This window comes from Sphingopyxis sp. OPL5, from assembly GCF_003797775.2.
GTDB lineage: Bacteria > Pseudomonadota > Alphaproteobacteria > Sphingomonadales > Sphingomonadaceae > Sphingopyxis.
The window spans coordinates 186,797-203,460 of sequence record NZ_CP060725.1 but is presented as its reverse complement, the minus strand read 5'-3'; the positions used below and the strand labels follow the sequence as shown (position 1 = coordinate 203,460).

General features: G+C 62.2%; 14 protein-coding genes. 10 read left to right on the top strand and 4 right to left on the bottom strand.

Features of this window, described 5'->3' with window-relative positions; all coding sequences use genetic code 11:
• Positions 1-416 precede the first annotated feature (416 nt).
• From EEB18_RS00930 to EEB18_RS00920, 3 genes are all read left to right on the top strand, one after another.
• Positions 417-752, top strand: a complete 336-nt coding sequence (locus tag EEB18_RS00930) for a single-stranded DNA-binding protein (protein WP_088442157.1) — start codon at positions 417-419, stop codon at positions 750-752.
• Between the two features lie 578 nt (positions 753-1,330).
• Complete coding sequence (locus tag EEB18_RS00925) at positions 1,331-1,765, top strand: hypothetical protein (protein ID WP_262408214.1); 435 nt, start codon at positions 1,331-1,333, stop codon at positions 1,763-1,765.
• 17 nt (positions 1,766-1,782) lie between these two features.
• Positions 1,783-2,823, top strand: a complete 1,041-nt coding sequence (locus EEB18_RS00920) for a relaxase/mobilization nuclease domain-containing protein (RefSeq protein ID WP_187141502.1) — start codon at positions 1,783-1,785, stop codon at positions 2,821-2,823.
• Positions 2,824-3,009: 186 nt separating this feature from the next.
• Here EEB18_RS00920 and EEB18_RS00915 read toward each other — a convergent pair whose 3' ends face one another.
• Positions 3,010-3,429 (bottom strand): hypothetical protein, encoded by a 420-nt coding sequence (locus EEB18_RS00915; RefSeq protein ID WP_187141503.1) that lies wholly within the window; start codon positions 3,427-3,429, stop codon positions 3,010-3,012.
• Positions 3,430-3,661: 232 nt separating this feature from the next.
• Here EEB18_RS00915 and EEB18_RS00910 point away from each other — a divergent pair, with 232 nt between their 5' ends.
• From EEB18_RS00910 to EEB18_RS00895, 4 genes are all read left to right on the top strand, one after another.
• Positions 3,662-3,892, top strand: coding sequence for a hypothetical protein (locus EEB18_RS00910; protein ID WP_187141517.1), 231 nt, complete (start codon positions 3,662-3,664; stop codon positions 3,890-3,892).
• Between the two features lie 245 nt (positions 3,893-4,137).
• Entirely contained in the window at positions 4,138-6,780 is a 2,643-nt protein-coding gene (locus EEB18_RS00905; protein WP_262408054.1) for an AAA family ATPase, read from the top strand.
• Complete coding sequence (locus EEB18_RS00900; protein ID WP_187141504.1) at positions 6,777-7,571, top strand: hypothetical protein; 795 nt, start codon at positions 6,777-6,779, stop codon at positions 7,569-7,571. Before EEB18_RS00905 ends, EEB18_RS00900 begins: the two co-directional genes overlap by 4 nt.
• Before the next feature lie 56 nt (positions 7,572-7,627).
• On the top strand, positions 7,628-8,965 hold the full coding sequence (locus EEB18_RS00895) for a hypothetical protein (protein WP_187141505.1): 1,338 nt from the start codon (positions 7,628-7,630) through the stop codon (positions 8,963-8,965).
• Here EEB18_RS00895 and EEB18_RS00890 read toward each other — a convergent pair.
• The 3 genes from EEB18_RS00890 to EEB18_RS00880 form a co-directional block, all read right to left on the bottom strand.
• Positions 8,957-9,547: a GIY-YIG nuclease family protein gene (locus EEB18_RS00890; protein ID WP_187141506.1), complete on the bottom strand. Its 591-nt coding sequence runs from the start codon at positions 9,545-9,547 to the stop codon at positions 8,957-8,959. The two genes, EEB18_RS00895 and EEB18_RS00890, sit on opposite strands and share 9 nt — an antisense overlap.
• A gap of 71 nt (positions 9,548-9,618) precedes the next feature.
• Positions 9,619-11,079, bottom strand: coding sequence for an argonaute/piwi family protein (locus EEB18_RS00885; RefSeq protein ID WP_187141507.1), 1,461 nt, complete (start codon positions 11,077-11,079; stop codon positions 9,619-9,621).
• Positions 11,076-12,410 carry a DUF4365 domain-containing protein gene (locus EEB18_RS00880; protein WP_187141508.1) on the bottom strand — a complete coding sequence of 445 codons (1,335 nt, stop codon included), beginning with the start codon at positions 12,408-12,410 and terminating at the stop codon, positions 11,076-11,078. The genes EEB18_RS00885 and EEB18_RS00880 overlap by 4 nt, the downstream gene beginning before the upstream one ends.
• A gap of 858 nt (positions 12,411-13,268) precedes the next feature.
• On the opposite strand from EEB18_RS00880, the gene EEB18_RS00875 reads away from it, so the two are divergent.
• The 3 genes from EEB18_RS00875 (at position 13,269) to EEB18_RS00865 (ending at position 16,617) form a co-directional block, all read left to right on the top strand.
• Positions 13,269-13,889 (top strand): PilZ domain-containing protein, encoded by a 621-nt coding sequence (locus EEB18_RS00875; RefSeq protein ID WP_187141509.1) that lies wholly within the window; start codon positions 13,269-13,271, stop codon positions 13,887-13,889.
• A 256-nt stretch (positions 13,890-14,145) separates the two neighbouring features.
• Positions 14,146-15,969: a DUF885 domain-containing protein gene (locus EEB18_RS00870; RefSeq protein ID WP_187142445.1), complete on the top strand. Its 1,824-nt coding sequence runs from the start codon at positions 14,146-14,148 to the stop codon at positions 15,967-15,969.
• A gap of 267 nt (positions 15,970-16,236) precedes the next feature.
• Positions 16,237-16,617 (top strand): hypothetical protein, encoded by a 381-nt coding sequence (locus EEB18_RS00865; protein ID WP_187142446.1) that lies wholly within the window; start codon positions 16,237-16,239, stop codon positions 16,615-16,617.
• Positions 16,618-16,664 lie beyond the last annotated feature (47 nt).

Here is a 16,664-nt window from a genome sequence, read left to right as displayed (position 1 = left end):
TGCGTTGAAGGTCGCGGCTTAGCGCGCAGCGCGTGCGCGCTGGAGGATGGCGAGACTGTTCGGATGAGCGCGGACTGGTGGTGCGTCGGTGGCGGGTGAGCTCGCACCGGCTGTGACATTGCAGACCTCGGTGTCGATACGGCCAGAACTGATCGAGCGAAGGATCGGCAGCTTCTCTTGTCCGGGGTTGGCAGGACGATTTCCTTTTTTGCCGGTTTCGTGGCTGCGCGCGTCGCCTAATACGATCAAGCAAAAAAGCGGACGCCCAGATGCCCGCCAAGACGGGCGAGGCGTCCTACGGTTTCCACCCCATTGCATGGGACGGAGCCTCCGTTTTTTGGCTGGATCGCGGCTCCTTCGCGGCCCCCTTGAAGACCGTCAGGAAATTACCCTGCAATCCAGACGGAGTAAGACCCATGCAGAACATCGCAGAATTTCGGATCATCGGCCGCATCGGCAAGGTCGAGGTCAAGGAGAAGGTCACTTATCTTTCGGTGGCCTCGAACTACAACCGCAAGGACGGCGACGACTGGAAAACCGACGTGCACTGGAACAGCGTTACGCTGTTTGACAAGCTCGCCAAGCGTCTGACCGCCAGCAAGGGCGACCTCGTTCACATCACCGGTCGCGTCCGCCAGAACCAATATGAGGCAGGCGGCAGCACCCACTACGGCGTCGATCTGATCGCCGACGGCATCGCCATCCTCGCCAAGAAGGACGGCGGCCCTGCCGATGACGAAAAGCCGGACTGACCACCCAGCGGGGCGGCGACAAGCCGCCCCGCTTCTTCACTGCGTCCGATGCTTCCGATAAGGCAGGCCGAGGCGGCGCGCGGCACCAACGGGGTTGGTGTCGCGCGCCGCCGTTTTTTTGCGCGTTGATGTCGGCAGGAATGGGGCGGTCGGTTGGTCGCTCTGTCGGAATAGTGTGGCCAATGCGGCTCGCCCCGGCAGTAGTATCCGGGGGAGGCCTATACGCTGTCGGCTTCTTCACACGGCCAGCGACGCGACCGGAGGAATGGGCGCAGGCTGATTACTATGGGCGCTATTGCTCGTGTCGAGCTGCCGAGGATCGGCGCGATGATTGGGCGATTCTGCCTTCGTTAGTTTAGGAATTTGTCGGTTATTGTCTTGATTGCAGGATATGCCTAGCGGCGCGTGTTGTCTTACATTGCCCTATGATTTCAGCTTTGCTTCACCGGGCATGATTGATGGCGACAAATTCTGGGTCAACCACTGCGATGCTAAGCGTCCGCGTCGATGCGCAGGCGCTTACGGCGTTCGATAGCTTCGCGGTCGGTCGTGGCGGTCGGAGCGCTCTGGTGCGTCAGATGATCGAACGGACGCTGCAAGAGAACAGCGACCGACCCCATATCGACCGCCTGGAGGGTGCCGCGCGCAACCGGATCTCGCTGCGGTTTACTGAGGTCGAAATTGCCGTGATCGCTCATCGCGCATCACAGCGTTCGACCGATCGCGCCGGCTGGATCAAGGCATTGGTGCGCCGCCACCTTGCCCTGAAATCACGGGTCGATGACGGCCTGCTTGCCGAACTCGCACCGATCAGAATGCAGTTGCTTCGCATCGGTCGCAATCTCAATCAGGCGATGAAGGCCGCCAATGCAGCCATGCTCGAAACCGGCGACAGGAAGATCGAACCCGAGCTGCGACGGATCGCCGATATGCGGATGGAGATTTCCGAGCAGGTCGCAGCCGTCGGCGATGCCATGCGCGGCGATGCGAGCTATTGGACGGTGGCCGACTGATGGCGATGGGATCAAGCTTGGAATCAGCCGTGTGGGAAGCGAGCCGTCCGCCATATCGTGTGCGCTATATCCACGATCCGGGCGCTCAGCCAAGCGTGCCGCTTTACGCCAGCTACGGTGTCGCCAATCCGAAGACGGCACGCGCCAAGCTGGCGCGGATCGTGCGCGGCGCGCCCGAGGTGGTGGTCAAGGTCACGGGCCGCCAGCGGGGCGGCAGCCATGTCAAAGCCCATCTCGACTATATCGGGCGGAAAGGGGCGGTCGATATCGAAACCCGCGATGGTGAGATCCTGACCAGCAAGGACGACATCGCCGAGCGTGCGGCCGAATGGAGCGATACGCTAGAATGGCGGTCGCGGCCAACGGTGTCGTCGGTGTCGCTGATCTTCTCGATGCCCGAAGGCACCGACCCCGACAAGGTGGTGGGAGCCGTTCGCGCGCTGGCCCATGCCGAACTCAGCGACAATTATGATTATGTCTTGGCGCTGCATACCGACACGCCGCGCCCCCATGTCCATCTGATGGTTCAGGCCGAAGGGTTGGACCGCAACCGGTTCAATCCCAGACCGGTTCAGCTTCACCGCTTTCGCGAGCGGTTCGCCCGCGAACTGCGTGAGCGCGGTGTCGCGGCGGAAGCCACGCCGCGGCGGGCGCGGGGCAGGGGAGTCGTCGGATCGAGCATTGCGCTGGTCAAACTTCGCGCCCGCCTGGCGAGCGGGGCCAGCGGCGTGATGACCAACGCTGACAGGCGAACTAACGAGCAGGCCATCGCCGTTGCGCGCGGTCAGGCCAATCTTCCATCCTTTATCGCCAAAGGCAAAACCCGCTGGCAGGCGATACGCCAAGCCTATCGCCAGGCGGCCGCCGCGCTGGATGCAAGTGGTCAACCGGATGATCGGGCGCTCGCAAGGGACGTTCGGATATTTCTCGACAAGCAACCCGACGTACACGCCACGCCCGAGATCTTTGCCGCGCGTCATGCTCAGGCCCTGTCGGCAGCACGCGCTAAACATGATCCGCCAGGTCCCAAGCCGCCACTGCATGATCGAGGGCGCTAAGCTACGGCTTTGTTCCGCCTTAATTGGGGGCGAGTGGGGCATTGGACCAAGCGGCACGATCGGGGGCGAAAAGACCCGGTAGGACGATACGAACTAGCTAGGTTCGGCATTGAGCGACGGCCCGACCCGTGGCCACCATCCTACAGGTCTCGGATCGTGCGCGCGAAGCGGGCGGCCATGTTGTCCTCAGCCAAGAGCCTTCCTCCGCCTAGGGCGAGAGTGTCCGGTTATGCCACGCACATGATCCAGCAGTTCTCTGAGTAAGAGTGGAATGTCCGGCAGCGATGCGGGGACCGGGGGGCGCGAACCGTGGATGTCCGGATTTCGCCAGACGTTATAGGGCGACAGCACCGTGGTCAGCCGCTCTAGTTCCGGGGATTGATAATTGAGGCCGGTCGCATTGGCATATGCCAGTGCCGTGCTGATGTGCAGGCCGATGTTCCGGGCGCACCATCGATCATCAAAGCCAACATCCAGCAGATGCGAGCTTAACGCCATCTGGGTCACGATGCCGGTCTGGTAGAGAAGGTCGCCAGTATCGGGGAAACGCAATTCTTCAATCGCGAGGGCGAAACTCTCGCCGTTCCGATAGCGAGCTTCGCTCAAGATCCGGCCCCCGCGTGATCTCACCAGGACGGGGAATGCGGGGCGCCGCTCCTCCAAGGCAGGCGACGCCGGAACGGGCGCCGCTTTGACTATCCTCATCGACTTCGATCGGGCGCTAGGAGCTTCGTGGGTCATGTCGCCTCCGTCGCTGGCGTGATTCGGCCTCAGCTCATCTTCCGCTGAATGCCTTGGTCTGTTTACGCTATCGTTTATAGCATAAACGGTAGCGTATATGCAAATACACGATGTCATTAACGCGATTCTCTTTGAGATTGAGCGCGACGCCGATAGCGACGACGGCATGGGACGCCCGCCGCTCGGAATGAAAGCCACGACCATTCGGCTATCGGTGGAAACGATCCGCCGAATCGAAGCGCAGGTCGGAAACCGCCAGCTTGCGAAGTTTATTCGCGAGGCGGTCGAGCTCGAGCTGCGACGGCGAGAAGAAGAGCTGAAGCTTTAAGCGCCACAGCGTTGATCGACTGCATTTCGCCTCGCTGTCGCATCGGTCGGCCGTGGCGATACCGTCTCTTATGCATATTCTCTCGGCCGCGCGGGGATCCCGGCGAAGCTACTTTCGCGTCGCGCCTCACCCCGCCTTCGCTATAGTGGGTCACAAAGATCGGGGTTTTCGTCCCGGCGGAAATGAGGGTGACGACAGACCGGATCAACCGAGCCAGTCATGATGCAAAAGACCCGGGGGGAATGATGGCGAGTGAACCGATTGACGATGTTGTTGCTTGGTCGAACACACAGGTGCCTTGGCGGCAGGATTGCCTCCGCCGCCTCGCTATCGCCAATGATCTAAGCGAGAGCGACGAGGCTGAACTGCTTGGCATGATCAAGCATGCGGCAGGATTCACACTGGCCGAAACGCCGCCCACCGCGGATCCATTCACCAAAGGACATTTCAGCGGCGGCAGTCATACTCCTATCGTCCTGAAAGGCATCGCCAACATTGCCGGCGTCAATCGCCTTGTCGCGAACGCATCACTCGACTTTTGCCCCAAGGCGCTGACCGTCGTCTATGGTCGCAATGGCAGCGGCAAGAGCGGCTTCGTTCGAATTCTGCGGACTGCATGTCGAACCCGCATCGAGAGCGCCGCGACGCTGAAGGTGCTAGCCGATGTGTATGGCGACGGCAAAGGCGCGCTGTCCGCCGACATAATGATCGACGCCGGCACCGGCGACGTTCCAATAGCCTGGTCGCCGGGAATGACAGCGGCGCCTCAGCTCGGCCAGGTGGCGGTGTTCGATACTGCGTCCGCGCAGCTCTACGTCGATGGCGGCAACAAGATCCGATACCTGCCCTTCGGCCTCGCACTTCCTCACCGGTTGAACGGGGTTTGCCTGTCCTTCAAGGCGATTCTGGAGGCGGAACAACAAACCGCTGTCGGCACGAAGATATCTTTGGCGACGGTCACATTCCTAACGGTACGTGAAACGGCCGCGCAGAAGTTCAATAGCACGATCACCAAGGCGACCACCGACGCGGCGATCGAAAAGGCATCGTCCTTCAGTGAAGCCGACGAAGCCCGGCTCAACGAGGTGACCTGCATTTTGTCGGCCGGATCGACCGCTGCCGCCGACATGGCCAACCTTGTGTCATGGGTCGACTCGCTCGCGGTCGAGTGCGCGACGGCCGAGACGGGGCTGAGCGACGAAGCCTTGGCGGCGGCCGCAGCACTCAAAAGCACCGCCGTAATTGCACGCGAAGCGGCAAGGCTCGCCGCCGGCGCGCTGTTCGACGACGAACCATTGCCCGGCGTGAGCAGCGAGAGCTGGCGCAAGCTGTGGCGCGCGGCGCGGGAGTATTCGGTCACCGAAGCTTATCCGGAGAAGGCGTTTCCCGTCCTGCCGGCCGATTCCGTTGTCGCGGACTGCGTCCTGTGCCAGCAACCCCTGCTGCCCGATGGCGCAGCAAGGATGCAGCGCTTCCAGGCCTATATGGACGACACCCTTGACACAGCAGCGACCACGGCCGAGCAGGCCGTCATCGACACTATCGCGGCACTCCCTGCGTTCAAGCAGCTTACCGCTGTAGACTTCGCAGAGCGCATCGAACAAATCCGCTCGCGCGACACCGGACTGGCAGATGCCCTCACGACTTTTCAGGCATCGGTGACCGCTCGTCATGCCGAAGCAGAGGGCCGGCTAGCGGGTGGTGCCGAAAACGACATGCCAGTCCTGGCGTCCTCCACCGAGGCGGTGAAGGCATTGGCTACCAAGCTTGCTGATGAAAAGGCGGAACTGATCAGGGCCAGCGACGCCGACCAGCGGCTCAAGTTCGAGTCCGAAAAGGGCGAACTGGAAGATCGCAAGATTTTGAACGCCAACGCCGTGAAACTGATCACGCGCCGCGACCTGATGGTGACCGACGCAGCCTACGCAAAGGCGCTGGCGCTGGTAGCAACGACCGGCATCACCAAGCGGGCAAACGAGTTGCTCGACACCCATCTGACCTCGGCTGTGGTGTCGCAGTTCGATGCCGAGCGCGAGCGCTTCGAGATCAAGCATCTGAAAATCGGCCTGGCGCGGAAAAGCGGGCAAACCAAAGCAGAGTTCGAGGTGAACCCGCAGACAACGCTGACCAAGATCACCTCGCAAATCCTGAGCGAAGGCGAGCAGCGGGCGCTCGCGCTGGCCGGCTTCCTGACCGAAGTCGCTTTGACCGATGGTTCGGGTCCCATTATCGTTGACGATCCGGTCTCTTCCCTCGATCGGGAGCGCAGCGCCAAGGTCGCGGACCGCATCGCAGAGGAAGCAGGGAAGCGACAGGTGGTCGTGTTCACGCACGATATGGTGTTTTTCAACGAGCTCTGCCGCGCGGCCGACGAAGCCGGGATAGAACCTGTGACCGTTGCCCTGTTCAGCGACCTCGAAGCTGCCGGTAAGGTCGATCCTGCGGGGATGGGCTGGAAGGGCCTCAACGTCGCCAAGCGCATCAGCAACATCAAGAACCGTTTCGCGCCGATGCCCAAACTCCATGCGGCGAGCCCGGCAAACTATGAGTACGAGATCAAGGGTCTCTATGGCCGCTTGCGCGACACGTACGAGCGTGTCGTCGAGGAGGTGATCTTCTGCGATATCGTACGTCGCGGCTCAGATGTCGTCCAGACCCAGATGCTCCGTTATGTCACTTTGCCCGATACTCTCGCAATCCGGTTCCATGAAGGCATGTCCCGCGCCAACACTCACAGCCACGACAATCCGGCATCAGATACAGTACCGGTACCCAAGCCGGAGGAGTTTCAGGCGCACCTTGCTGAGCTTGAGCAACTTGTCGCCGACTTCAAGGCGGCTAAGGATCTGGCGGAAGCCGCCCGTCCGCAGATGAAGCCAAAGAAGTGATTGGTCGCCGGACCAAACCAGCAGCGCCGTCATACGTTGCGATCGCCTGCTGGCTCGACCTTCTCGGTTATGGTGAGGCGATCGACAAAGCCGGATTCGATCCGGCACACCCGTTGGCGCAGCCGCCGTTGCGCCGTCTGCGCGCATTCCACAGGATCGTCTCAAAGCAAAGCAGTACCGGCTTCCCGACGCTCGTGATGAACGACGGCGCGGTCGCCTACAGTAACGTCGAACTGGTGCGCAGCGACAAGGTCTGGCGCTTCGTCGAGCGTTGCTGGGCATTATACGAGGAAGCGACCGCGACAGATCGAGCGAGTGGCGGTCCGGGTTTGCGCGGTGTCATCGCGGTCGGATTGCGGGCAAAGGGCAGCAACAGGGGAATCGTTGCGCAAGACAAGGAACTGACGGCGATCATTGAGAATCTCGCGGCAGGGCGGATCGACGAACAAAAGGCGCTGGCCGATGCCCGTAAGGTAAGGCGCGTCTTTGATATCATACCGCAGCTTCAAGCGAATTTTGCATTCACCCGTGCTTATGAGGCCGAGCAGGCGGGTAGCGCCGCCGGCTTTCCCGGCCCCAACCTGTTTCTCGATACCGCGGTTTTCGCAGCAGGTGTGCCCGAATGGATTTCAGCGGGAGACCCCATCGCCTGGGCTCCCAAGAAGGCTTCGCTTGCAACATCCTTCATCGCAGTGCGGGCAATCAATACTGTGAACGACGAGACCGCGCACGCTGCGCTGCGGACCGGCCAGCAGCTCCTTGATCTACTCAGCCATAATTCTCGGCAATGACGCGCTTCCCTGACGTTCGAGCCGCCAAGCGGCTCCCCTTACGAAGTGGATTTTAGTTGACCGAACTGCTTTTCAAGGACCGCGTCCGCGAGCGCGATCTCGACAATTTCCTCGTTGAGGAGCTTCACGCGTCGGCCTATTTTCGCGACTGGTTTGTCTCGTGCCTGGGGGACAAGTTCGAAGCGCCACTCGGCTGTGAGATTCACTTGCAGAAGTCGCCGCCCCGCCTTCAGGACGCCCGGCAGACGGACATCCAGATTGGCTGGTTCGACGATGCCGGAGCCATCCGCGCCTGTGTTCTGATCGAAAGTAAGGTGACCGCGGACTTTCAGCCGGGGCAGGTCGATGCGTATGTCGCCGAACTCACGGCGGCCAGGGCCAGTCTCGGGCCACGCCGTGCCGCAATCGTTCTCGTGGCACCGGCGGCGCGGATTGCGACGTTGCTGGACGCAGCCGTATTCGACGCGAGTATTTCGATCGAGGAGATGGCGGAGAAGCTGGACGGCCGACGAGGCGTCGACATTACCGCGGAACTGGACGCGCGGCTCGCGATGCGGGTGCAGTTGCTGGAAGCACTATGCGGAAAGCGCGCTTCGAGCGGCTGGGTCGCTATGACGTTGCCTGAAAAGCGCGACTTTGCGGAAGCCTACGCCGCCCTGGCGCTTGAACATCTGCCGACCCTGCGTGTCCGTCCCTCAACGGACGGTCCGAAGGCGATCACCCGAATATTTGAAGGCCTGACGCTTTCGGGTCTGCCGACCCCAGCCTTGCGCCATGAATTCGGCAATGGGGTACCCTGGAAGTGGGTCAACGCTCAGTTCGCGGGCTTCGCCTCGCAGGTTGACCGTCTCGTCGCTTCGGGTATCCTCGCTGGGACGACCTTTACCGCCGAGGCGGCGGGCAAATCGCTCGCGATCCGCGCGAGCACTCCAGGAATTGACCCGCAAGCGCCCTTCGAAGGTCAGCGCGACGCAGTCCTCGCAGGACTGCAGGCAATGGGATCTCTTGTTGAATGGCTTGCTACCCACGGAGACCGCCTCGCAGAAATCATCGTCCACAACCCCGCCACGCCAGCGGACAGTGCGGCTTCTGCCGTTTCCAAAAAGCGGGATCCAAAGGCTCTCGAACGCGAGTTTAGCGCTGCCCTGCGCGACATCTACGCGCAGTGCGACGCATTAGGATACCGTCCGACCGGCATGCTTCAGATGATGGAACGGCTTGGCGGCATCGATACGGCACGTCGGCTGCTGAGTTTGCCACCATCGGACGGTTTCGGACGGCTGGCACTCATGGGTCGTCTTGATCTCACGGTGGAAACGCTCATCCTTCAACCGCGCTGGAGCGACGTTTTTACCGACGATGAGCGCCGCGCGGCAAAGCGGCGGTTACGGTGACCGACGTCGCGGTTTGGACGCACGCGCGGCTTTCAAGCGCTCGTCTTGTTCCTTCCAAGCAAGATAGTCTTCTTCGTTGTCAATATCGGGACCCGAGAAGTCGGTAAGCTCGTCGCAGCTCAAACAGTGAAACATCTGCGATGCATCTTGAAAATGCATGCCGCAAAAGCATCCACAAAACGGGCAGCACTCTTCGAGCTCGAGGCTGGTCCAGTCCCAGACACCCATATATTCGGGTACACCGTCACGATCGTGACCGACTACCTCAAAGGCGTCCGCATTCTTTTCAACGAAGCCGTCAATGCCGGCTCGCTGCAGGTCCTCGAGAATGTCGGCGGGCTGTAGGTGGAACCACTCCCTGGCCGTGCTTCCGCCATGCCGGCTGATGTTGTGAGCTGCATATTTCGCATGGAGCCGCTTCTCCGTATCAGCCTCATTCTCCGCCTCGATCCATCCCACGACCTTGAGCGGGCGCGAGTTGCCGGTCTGCAGGGCACCCCGGCGGCCCCTGAGGTTGGTCGCGCGCCCGATCTTCATCCGCCAATCAGCGTCGTTCTCCTCTAGGATGAAGTAGACGGGCATCGTCGTTTTCTCGACCTTCAGGGCTTATACGCTGCTCTCAAGGCAGCTGACGAACAGGACGGCAATGAGCCTCAGATGTACTTGCGGTAGTCGGCGCTCTCGACCTGACCTTCCTTCATGTACTTCAGAACCTCGCCGACGGCGCGCGCCGCCCTTATCGGTATTGGAAGGCGCTGGTTCATCTGGGTCGAATTCCAGTTGATCTTGGTGAGGGAGAGGACCTCCTCCGCCAGCTGGGTCACGGTGCTGTCGCAGCTGCGGTGCGGAGCGAGGAGCAGTGGCCGTGGATCATATTGTCCCGGGTATGTGCCGTAGTACGGCATGCTCCCGTTGGTGTAGAGCAGGCCGTTGCCCCCAAGGTCGACGAAGGTGCCGCGCAGCACGGGATAGTTGCCGTCGCGCAGCAGTTTCACGGAGTAGGACTCCTGCACCCAGACGAGGTCGCGCATCTCGGTCCCGGCTTCATCCAGCGCCTCCAGTATACCGTCGGCCTCCTCGTCCTTGAAGCGCGACGTCTTCAGCACGATCACCCTCGCGGGCAGCGTCTTGTGGTGCGTCTTGTATGCGGCGAGCACGTTTCCGATGATCTCGCGTGCGTCCTCGCGGGTCATGTAGGGGTGACGACCACGGCTCTCGGTGTGCGCGCGCTTGCCTTTGAGGACGAAGCCTCGCCCGCGCTCGTCGAACATCTGGGCGGCGCTCGTGAACAGCTGCTGTCCTCCAGCCTCGCGATAGAAGCTGATGCCGACATAGCAGGCGGTGTACTCGCCTTCGCGCGGCATGCGACGCCACGGGATCCGGCCGCTGCCCTTGTAGTAAAGCGTGGTCATCAGGTTCCAGCTGCGGCCGGCGAGATCCTGGATCTTGCGGGCGCTGCTCTCCTTGATTTTCTGCGGTATCGACGCCTTCTCGTCGATGACGTCCTCCCAGACGATCTGGATTGGGAAGCTGAGCGGCATCGCTCGCGCCTTCAGCATGCCCCGGAAGTTAGGGGCGTCGGAACCGCTGCTGTCGTCCTTCTCGACGGACCCGCCGGCATCGACCTTGGCGTTCCAGACCCGCTCTAGCAGCCGGACGGGGAGCGCGATGATTGCGACGTCAGGCCGGTGCCCTCCGTCCTCCATGGCCTGGAGTTCCGAGACGATCTGGTCGACGGCCATCTCCACCGCCTTCTGGTGGTCCGGCTCCTTGGCGATCCTGTCGAGCTTCCCTTGTGAAAGCGTCGCGGTGGCGCCGTCCTCGACCTCGAACCTGCACCTGAATGGGCTCTGATTCCCCAGCCCGGGAAACGACGGGTGCATGTTCGGGTGCTTTTCCGACTTGCCCTCCACCCCGGCGGAGACGGTCTCCAAAAACCTGCGCGTATCCTCGACCGTCTTGGCGCTGCCGACCACGCCAATCCTGATCACGTCGCCGACGAAGGGCTGCAGGGGGCCAGCGTCGAAAAGACCGAGCCGGGGGTCGGGATGATGGTGTCGATCTCCGAACTCAAGCTCGGGCTCGTCGAAGATGCGGGTATCGAAGGTGCTCATGCGAACAGCCCCTCCTGGTTGTCAACCACGTCGGCCTTCTTCTTGCCGCCACCCCAGCCATCCTCGGGGACCTTGGTGGCGAGCTGAACGGTAGGCGGCGGCCCGAACATGAGCCGTGGCTCCATCGCCTCGGGCTCGGCGAAGAGGTTGGCGAGGTCGCTTTCGGCCTGGCGCTCCGCCTGGGTCAGGAACCTATGCCACATGATCACCTGGCCGCGCAGCGCCGCGCTCTTGTCCATGCGCTTCTTCCCGGCGAGCAGCGCCGACGGATGGGGATGCGCGGTGAAGCCGTTGGTGGTGAAATGGTAGGTGGGCGTGATGATCAGGTACCACTGGCCTGGGAGACGCTCGAAGCGCGGCGCGAAGGCATGGTGCCTTACGAAAGAGACGCGTCCCTCCTCCCGGTCGCTCATGGTGACGGCGACGACGTCCGCGCCGGTCCACTTCTTCGACGACAGGTACGCGAAGTTCCGCTGTGTCGCAGCCTCCTCGGCTCGGAAGTAGAGGTACTTCCCGCTCTTGCTGAAGTTAAGGTCCGTCCGCGTCTGATGCCTCAGTGTTTCGCGCAGAAGGTGGATGAACTTGTTCTGCTCGTCCACGTCGTCGTGGAAGGCCAGATCCTCGGTGTCGATCGCCACCACTTGGTCGAGATCGACGATGTCGCGGCATGAAGACGTGCGCGGATCATGGAAGGACCAGAAAATCCCGCCGCGGATGATCCAGTCGAACCGGGCGGGCTCATCACCGTCGAGGATAATCGCGATGGCTTTGCGGACATCGTAGGGGGTTGACGCGGTGAAGATCTCGGAGGGCAGGGTAATAGGGAGGATGTTGACGATCGCCTCCTCGCCTCCGCCGAGCGGCGGGACGTAGTAGCCGAACCCGGCCTTGGGCACTGTCAGCGCCGCAAGCCGGTTTACCGAACTCGTGTCGAGGACGTCGGCGGTTTTGTCGAACTGGATCCGACGCTCGGCTTCATCCGTGCCGCGTGGCACCTCCTGCCAGTAGAAGCTATTGTCGGAACGGCGGTATAGGACAACGATCACCGGCAGGTTGGATCCTTTCCAGTAGTCGAGGTCCTCGCGGCGAAGGAGGTATGCAAAGCCGTCATCGGTCTCCGACGAATACCGGCCGTTCTCAGTGGCCTTCACCTGCACCGCGATCATTCGTGCCAATGGCTGGCCATTATCCATGACTTCGGCGATGCCGTCGATGCCGGCCTCCAGCCTCGATCGCCCGTCGAATTGGAATCCCAGGTTGAGGAAGCGGCCCTTCACGGCATTCTCGCCGATCTCGCCGAGGATTTGATTGGCGGTGAGCTTTTTTGACATCACCTCACACTAGAACATTAGATGAACTGACCCAATCGGAATTTATTGTGTGGTATCCGTGCTCGTGCCGACTTGGAGACGCATCGAGGCCGTCGTTGATGCCGCTTATCTTTCCGGCATCTGATCAAGCATGGGGCGCTGCCCCAAGCGCCACCTAGTTGTTCTGGTATACTCGGTCTTGAGCGCATCGCCGCGGATCCTATGGGCGGATTAAGAGCGCAAAGCGGCTGCAGCCAATTAGGTTAATGAACGGCGCAAAATATGATCTGGCGCCTCAAAGCGGCCGTTCCGCTTTTTACCCAGATATGTTCATCGACGCCACCTCAACGAACGGCAGCATTCCGAATCGACCACCGATCCGGTGAACGGCCGAGATCAGGCGCATAGCAACCAATCTAAGGATCCAAACTTACACAAATCCTTACACAGTTTTCGGTTGCAGTCCAAAACAGGTAATGTTATCAACGATATAAGGAAGTCTCGCCGCACTCAAAATCGAGTTCCGCAAGGAGTGCTGGTTCGAGTCCGGCCAGGGGCACCATAATCGTTTCGTGCGAACCGTATCTTTGGTTCTGACGGTTCGGACTTCGCCCGATTGGGCCCCGATCCGCCGTTTCGGCGCCGATGCTTCAATATTGGCGATAATTAACGCGCGATCGTTGGAAATTATTCATAATCTAAGGGCATTCTATGGCCAGGCCCCGATGGGCGCGTTTCGTTGTCCTTAACGATGACCGGTGGACCAGCCGGGTTGAGGAGCGGCCGCGTTGGCGGGGAAGGGTGGGGTAATAAGCTAAGTGAATGAATTTTAGCAGCTTGAATGTCTCTTCTGGGCGCTGTTGGAATCAGGAGGAAGGCATGAACGAACCCCGCTTCTCTGCCCCCGGAGAAGATCAAGATGGCGACACCGACGCCGATCGCCGTGGCGGCGACCGGTTCCGGACCGTGTGGCGCATCGCGAAGGTCACCCGCGACGGCGACGCCGGGCTGTGGCGCGTGCGCAACATGTCCGACGGCGGCATGATGCTCGCGGTCGAGGTACCGGTGTCGGTCGGCGAGCGGCTCGAAATCGCGCTGTCCGAAACCATCGTCATCCAGGGCCGCGTCGCCTGGTGCGAAGAGGGGCGCTGCGGCGTCGCCTTCGACGCGGCGGTCGATGGTAACGAAGTGCTCCGGCAACTCGCCGCCGAACAGCAGTCGGGCGACTATCGCGCCCCGCGCCTGCCGGTGCACACCCGCGCGCAACTGATAACCGACGGCGCGGTCAGCGACATCGAACTCGCCGACCTGTCGCAAAGCGGCGCCGGTTTCCTGCACGATGTCCCTATGGAGGTCGGCAAGGCGCTCGAACTCGTGTTGCCCGGCGACATCCGCCGTCAGGCGATCGTCCGCTGGTCGCGCGGCGGCCGCGGCGGGCTGTGGCTCACTGAACCGCTGGGGCGGGCGGATTTGGAGAGTATCCGGCATTTCAAGGCGTGAGGGTGGGACGGCGATAGCGGGCGGGAGCGCGATATAAATCCTCCCTGTGGCGAAGCCATGGGGAGGGGGACCGCGCCCGGAGGGCGTGGTGGAGGGGCCGCAACGATCGCGTCATAGCCCCTCCGTCAGCGCTTCGCGCTGCCACCTCCCCATCGCTGCGCGACAGGGAGGAGCGGCATCGCCGTTTCCCACTTCGAACCCGCACTTTGCCTCTCCCTGCATCCCCCCTATAACCCTTTCAAACGAAAGGGTCCCCATGCAGCTTTCCCGACGCGAATTCTCGCTGGCCATCGGCGCCAGCATCCTCGCCGCCCCGACGGTGCGCGCGGCGACGCCCGCTGGCAGCGCCGACGCGGCGCTCACCGCCTTCCTCGATGCGGCGTTTGAGGCCGAAATCGCGCTCGATCCCGAGCAGCTGACCCAGCTTGGCCGCAAGGAACAGCAGGATCGCTTCACCGACCCCAGCGACGCGGCGGCGGCGGCGCGGCTCGCATGGCGACGCGGCAGCGTGGCTGCGATGAAGAAGCAGTTCGACCGCGCCACACTCGGCGAGGATGCGCGCGTGTCCTACGACATGTGGGCGCTCGAACTCGAACGCGCCGAGGCGTCGACCAAATGGCGCGACCATGGCTATATCTTCGACCGCAACGGTCCGCACACCGGCTTGCCCAATTTCCTGATCAACCAGCACCGGGTCGACACGCCTGCGGACATGGAGGCCTATGTGGCGCGCGTCACCGCGCTCGGCCCGACGCTCGACATCTATCTGGGCCGCGCGCAGGCGGCGGCGGCGAAGGGCATTCGCATGCCCGGCTTCGCCTATGACCAGTCGATCGAACTGATCGGGCGGCTCACCACCGGCGCGCCCTTCGGAAAGGGCGAAGACGCTGCGCTGTTTGCCGATGCCAAAGAAAAGGCGGCGGGCCTTGTCACCGCCGGGAAGATCGACACGGCCGCTGCCGACGCCTTCACCGCGCGCATCGCCCAGGCGATGACCGGCTCGCTAAAACCCGCCTATGATCGGATCGCCGGCTGGCTTGCCGAAGACCGCGTCAAGGCCGGCACCGAACCGCGCGGCGCCGGCGCGCTGCCCGACGGCGCGGCCTTTTATAACGCGATGCTGCGGCTCCAGACCACGACCGGCATGACCGCCGACGAAATTCACGACCTTGGCCTGTCCGAAGTCGCGCGCATCCGCGCCGAGATGGAGGCGCTGAAGGCGAAGATCGGCTACGAGGGCAAGCTCGAGGATTTCTTCGTCTTCCTGCGCAGCGACGATCGTTTCTACGTCGCCAACGACGATGCCGGCCGCGCCGCCTATCTCAAGCTGGCGGGCGACTATCTCGACGGCATGCGCGCGCGCCTGCCCGAACAGTTCGGGCGGCTGCCCAAGGCCGACCTGATCGTCAAGCGCGTCGAGGCGTTTCGCGAGGAACCGGGCGGGGCGGCGCATTATTCGCCCGCCGCGCTCGATGGCTCGCGCCCGGGCATCTATTATGTCCACCTCGCCGACACGCGCGCGACCCCGATCTACGAGATCGAGGGCACGACCTATCATGAAGGCCTGCCCGGCCATCATATGCAGATCGCGCTTGCGCAGGAAATGACCGGCACGCCGCAGTTCCGGAACAATTATTTCTACGGCGCCTATGGCGAGGGGTGGGCCCTTTACGTCGAGCGGCTGGCGAAGGAGATGGGGTTCTACACCGATCCCTACAGCGACTTCGGGCGGCTGGGGCGCGAGATCTGGCGCGCGATCCGCCTGGTGGTCGACACCGGCATCCATGCCAAGGGGTGGAGCGAGGAACAGGCGTTCGCCTATTACAGCGCCAATTCGCCGCAGCCTACGGCCAAGATCCGCTCCGAAATCCGCCGCTATTTCGTGATGCCGGGGCAGGCGACCTCGTACAAGGTCGGCATGCAGCGCATCCTCGCGCTGCGCGAAAAGGCGCGCGCCGCGCTCGGCGACCGCTATGACCAGAAGCTGTTCCACGAGATCGTGCTGGGCCGCGGATCGGTGCCGTTGCCGGTCCTCGAGGCGCAGGTCGACCGCTGGATCGCGAGTCCCGCCAAAGCATAGAGCATCTTCGGTTAACTATATGCGGTCAGCTTTGTTTAAGATCCGGGGCACAGTGTCCCCGGGTCGACATATGATTGCCTGACTGCCCAAAATACTGATGACGCGCCTTATTTGCCGAACCGTCGCTCCACGCGAACGGTTCATCGCTCTTGGCGTATTCGTCCAATAGAGTCCGGGCCGACCCATGGTAGCCTGAGGCTCAATCAAAAAAGCTTTGGTCGCACAAACTTCGTCGCTTGCGTTTCGGCAAAGGGAGGTTGTGCAGTTATGTCCCAGAAATTCTCATGGTCGTTCAGCGGGGGCGCGCCCTCCGGTGCCGGCGTCAACAACAGCGGCAGCGCCGAGATCGACGCGATCACCAGCGCCGCGGTGACCCTCGTCAAGGCGATGCCCGCCGACCGCGATCTCGCGCTGCAGATCGACGATGTCGAAAAACTCGCCTTCTTCATCATGACCTCGTCGCTCAACGACGGCTCGGTCGATGTGAAGGCCGACGGCGCGACGCGTACCAAACTCACCGGCCCGCTGATCCTTTATGGCGAGGCGATCGCGCTGTTCGCGGGCGATCTCCAGACGCTCAGCCTCCGCAACAGTTCGGCGACCGACGCCGCCGAGATCACCATCCTGATGGGCTTCAAGCTCGACTGACTAGTTCGGTCCCGTGAGGGGCCGTCATCCGACTGGCGAAAAGGGAG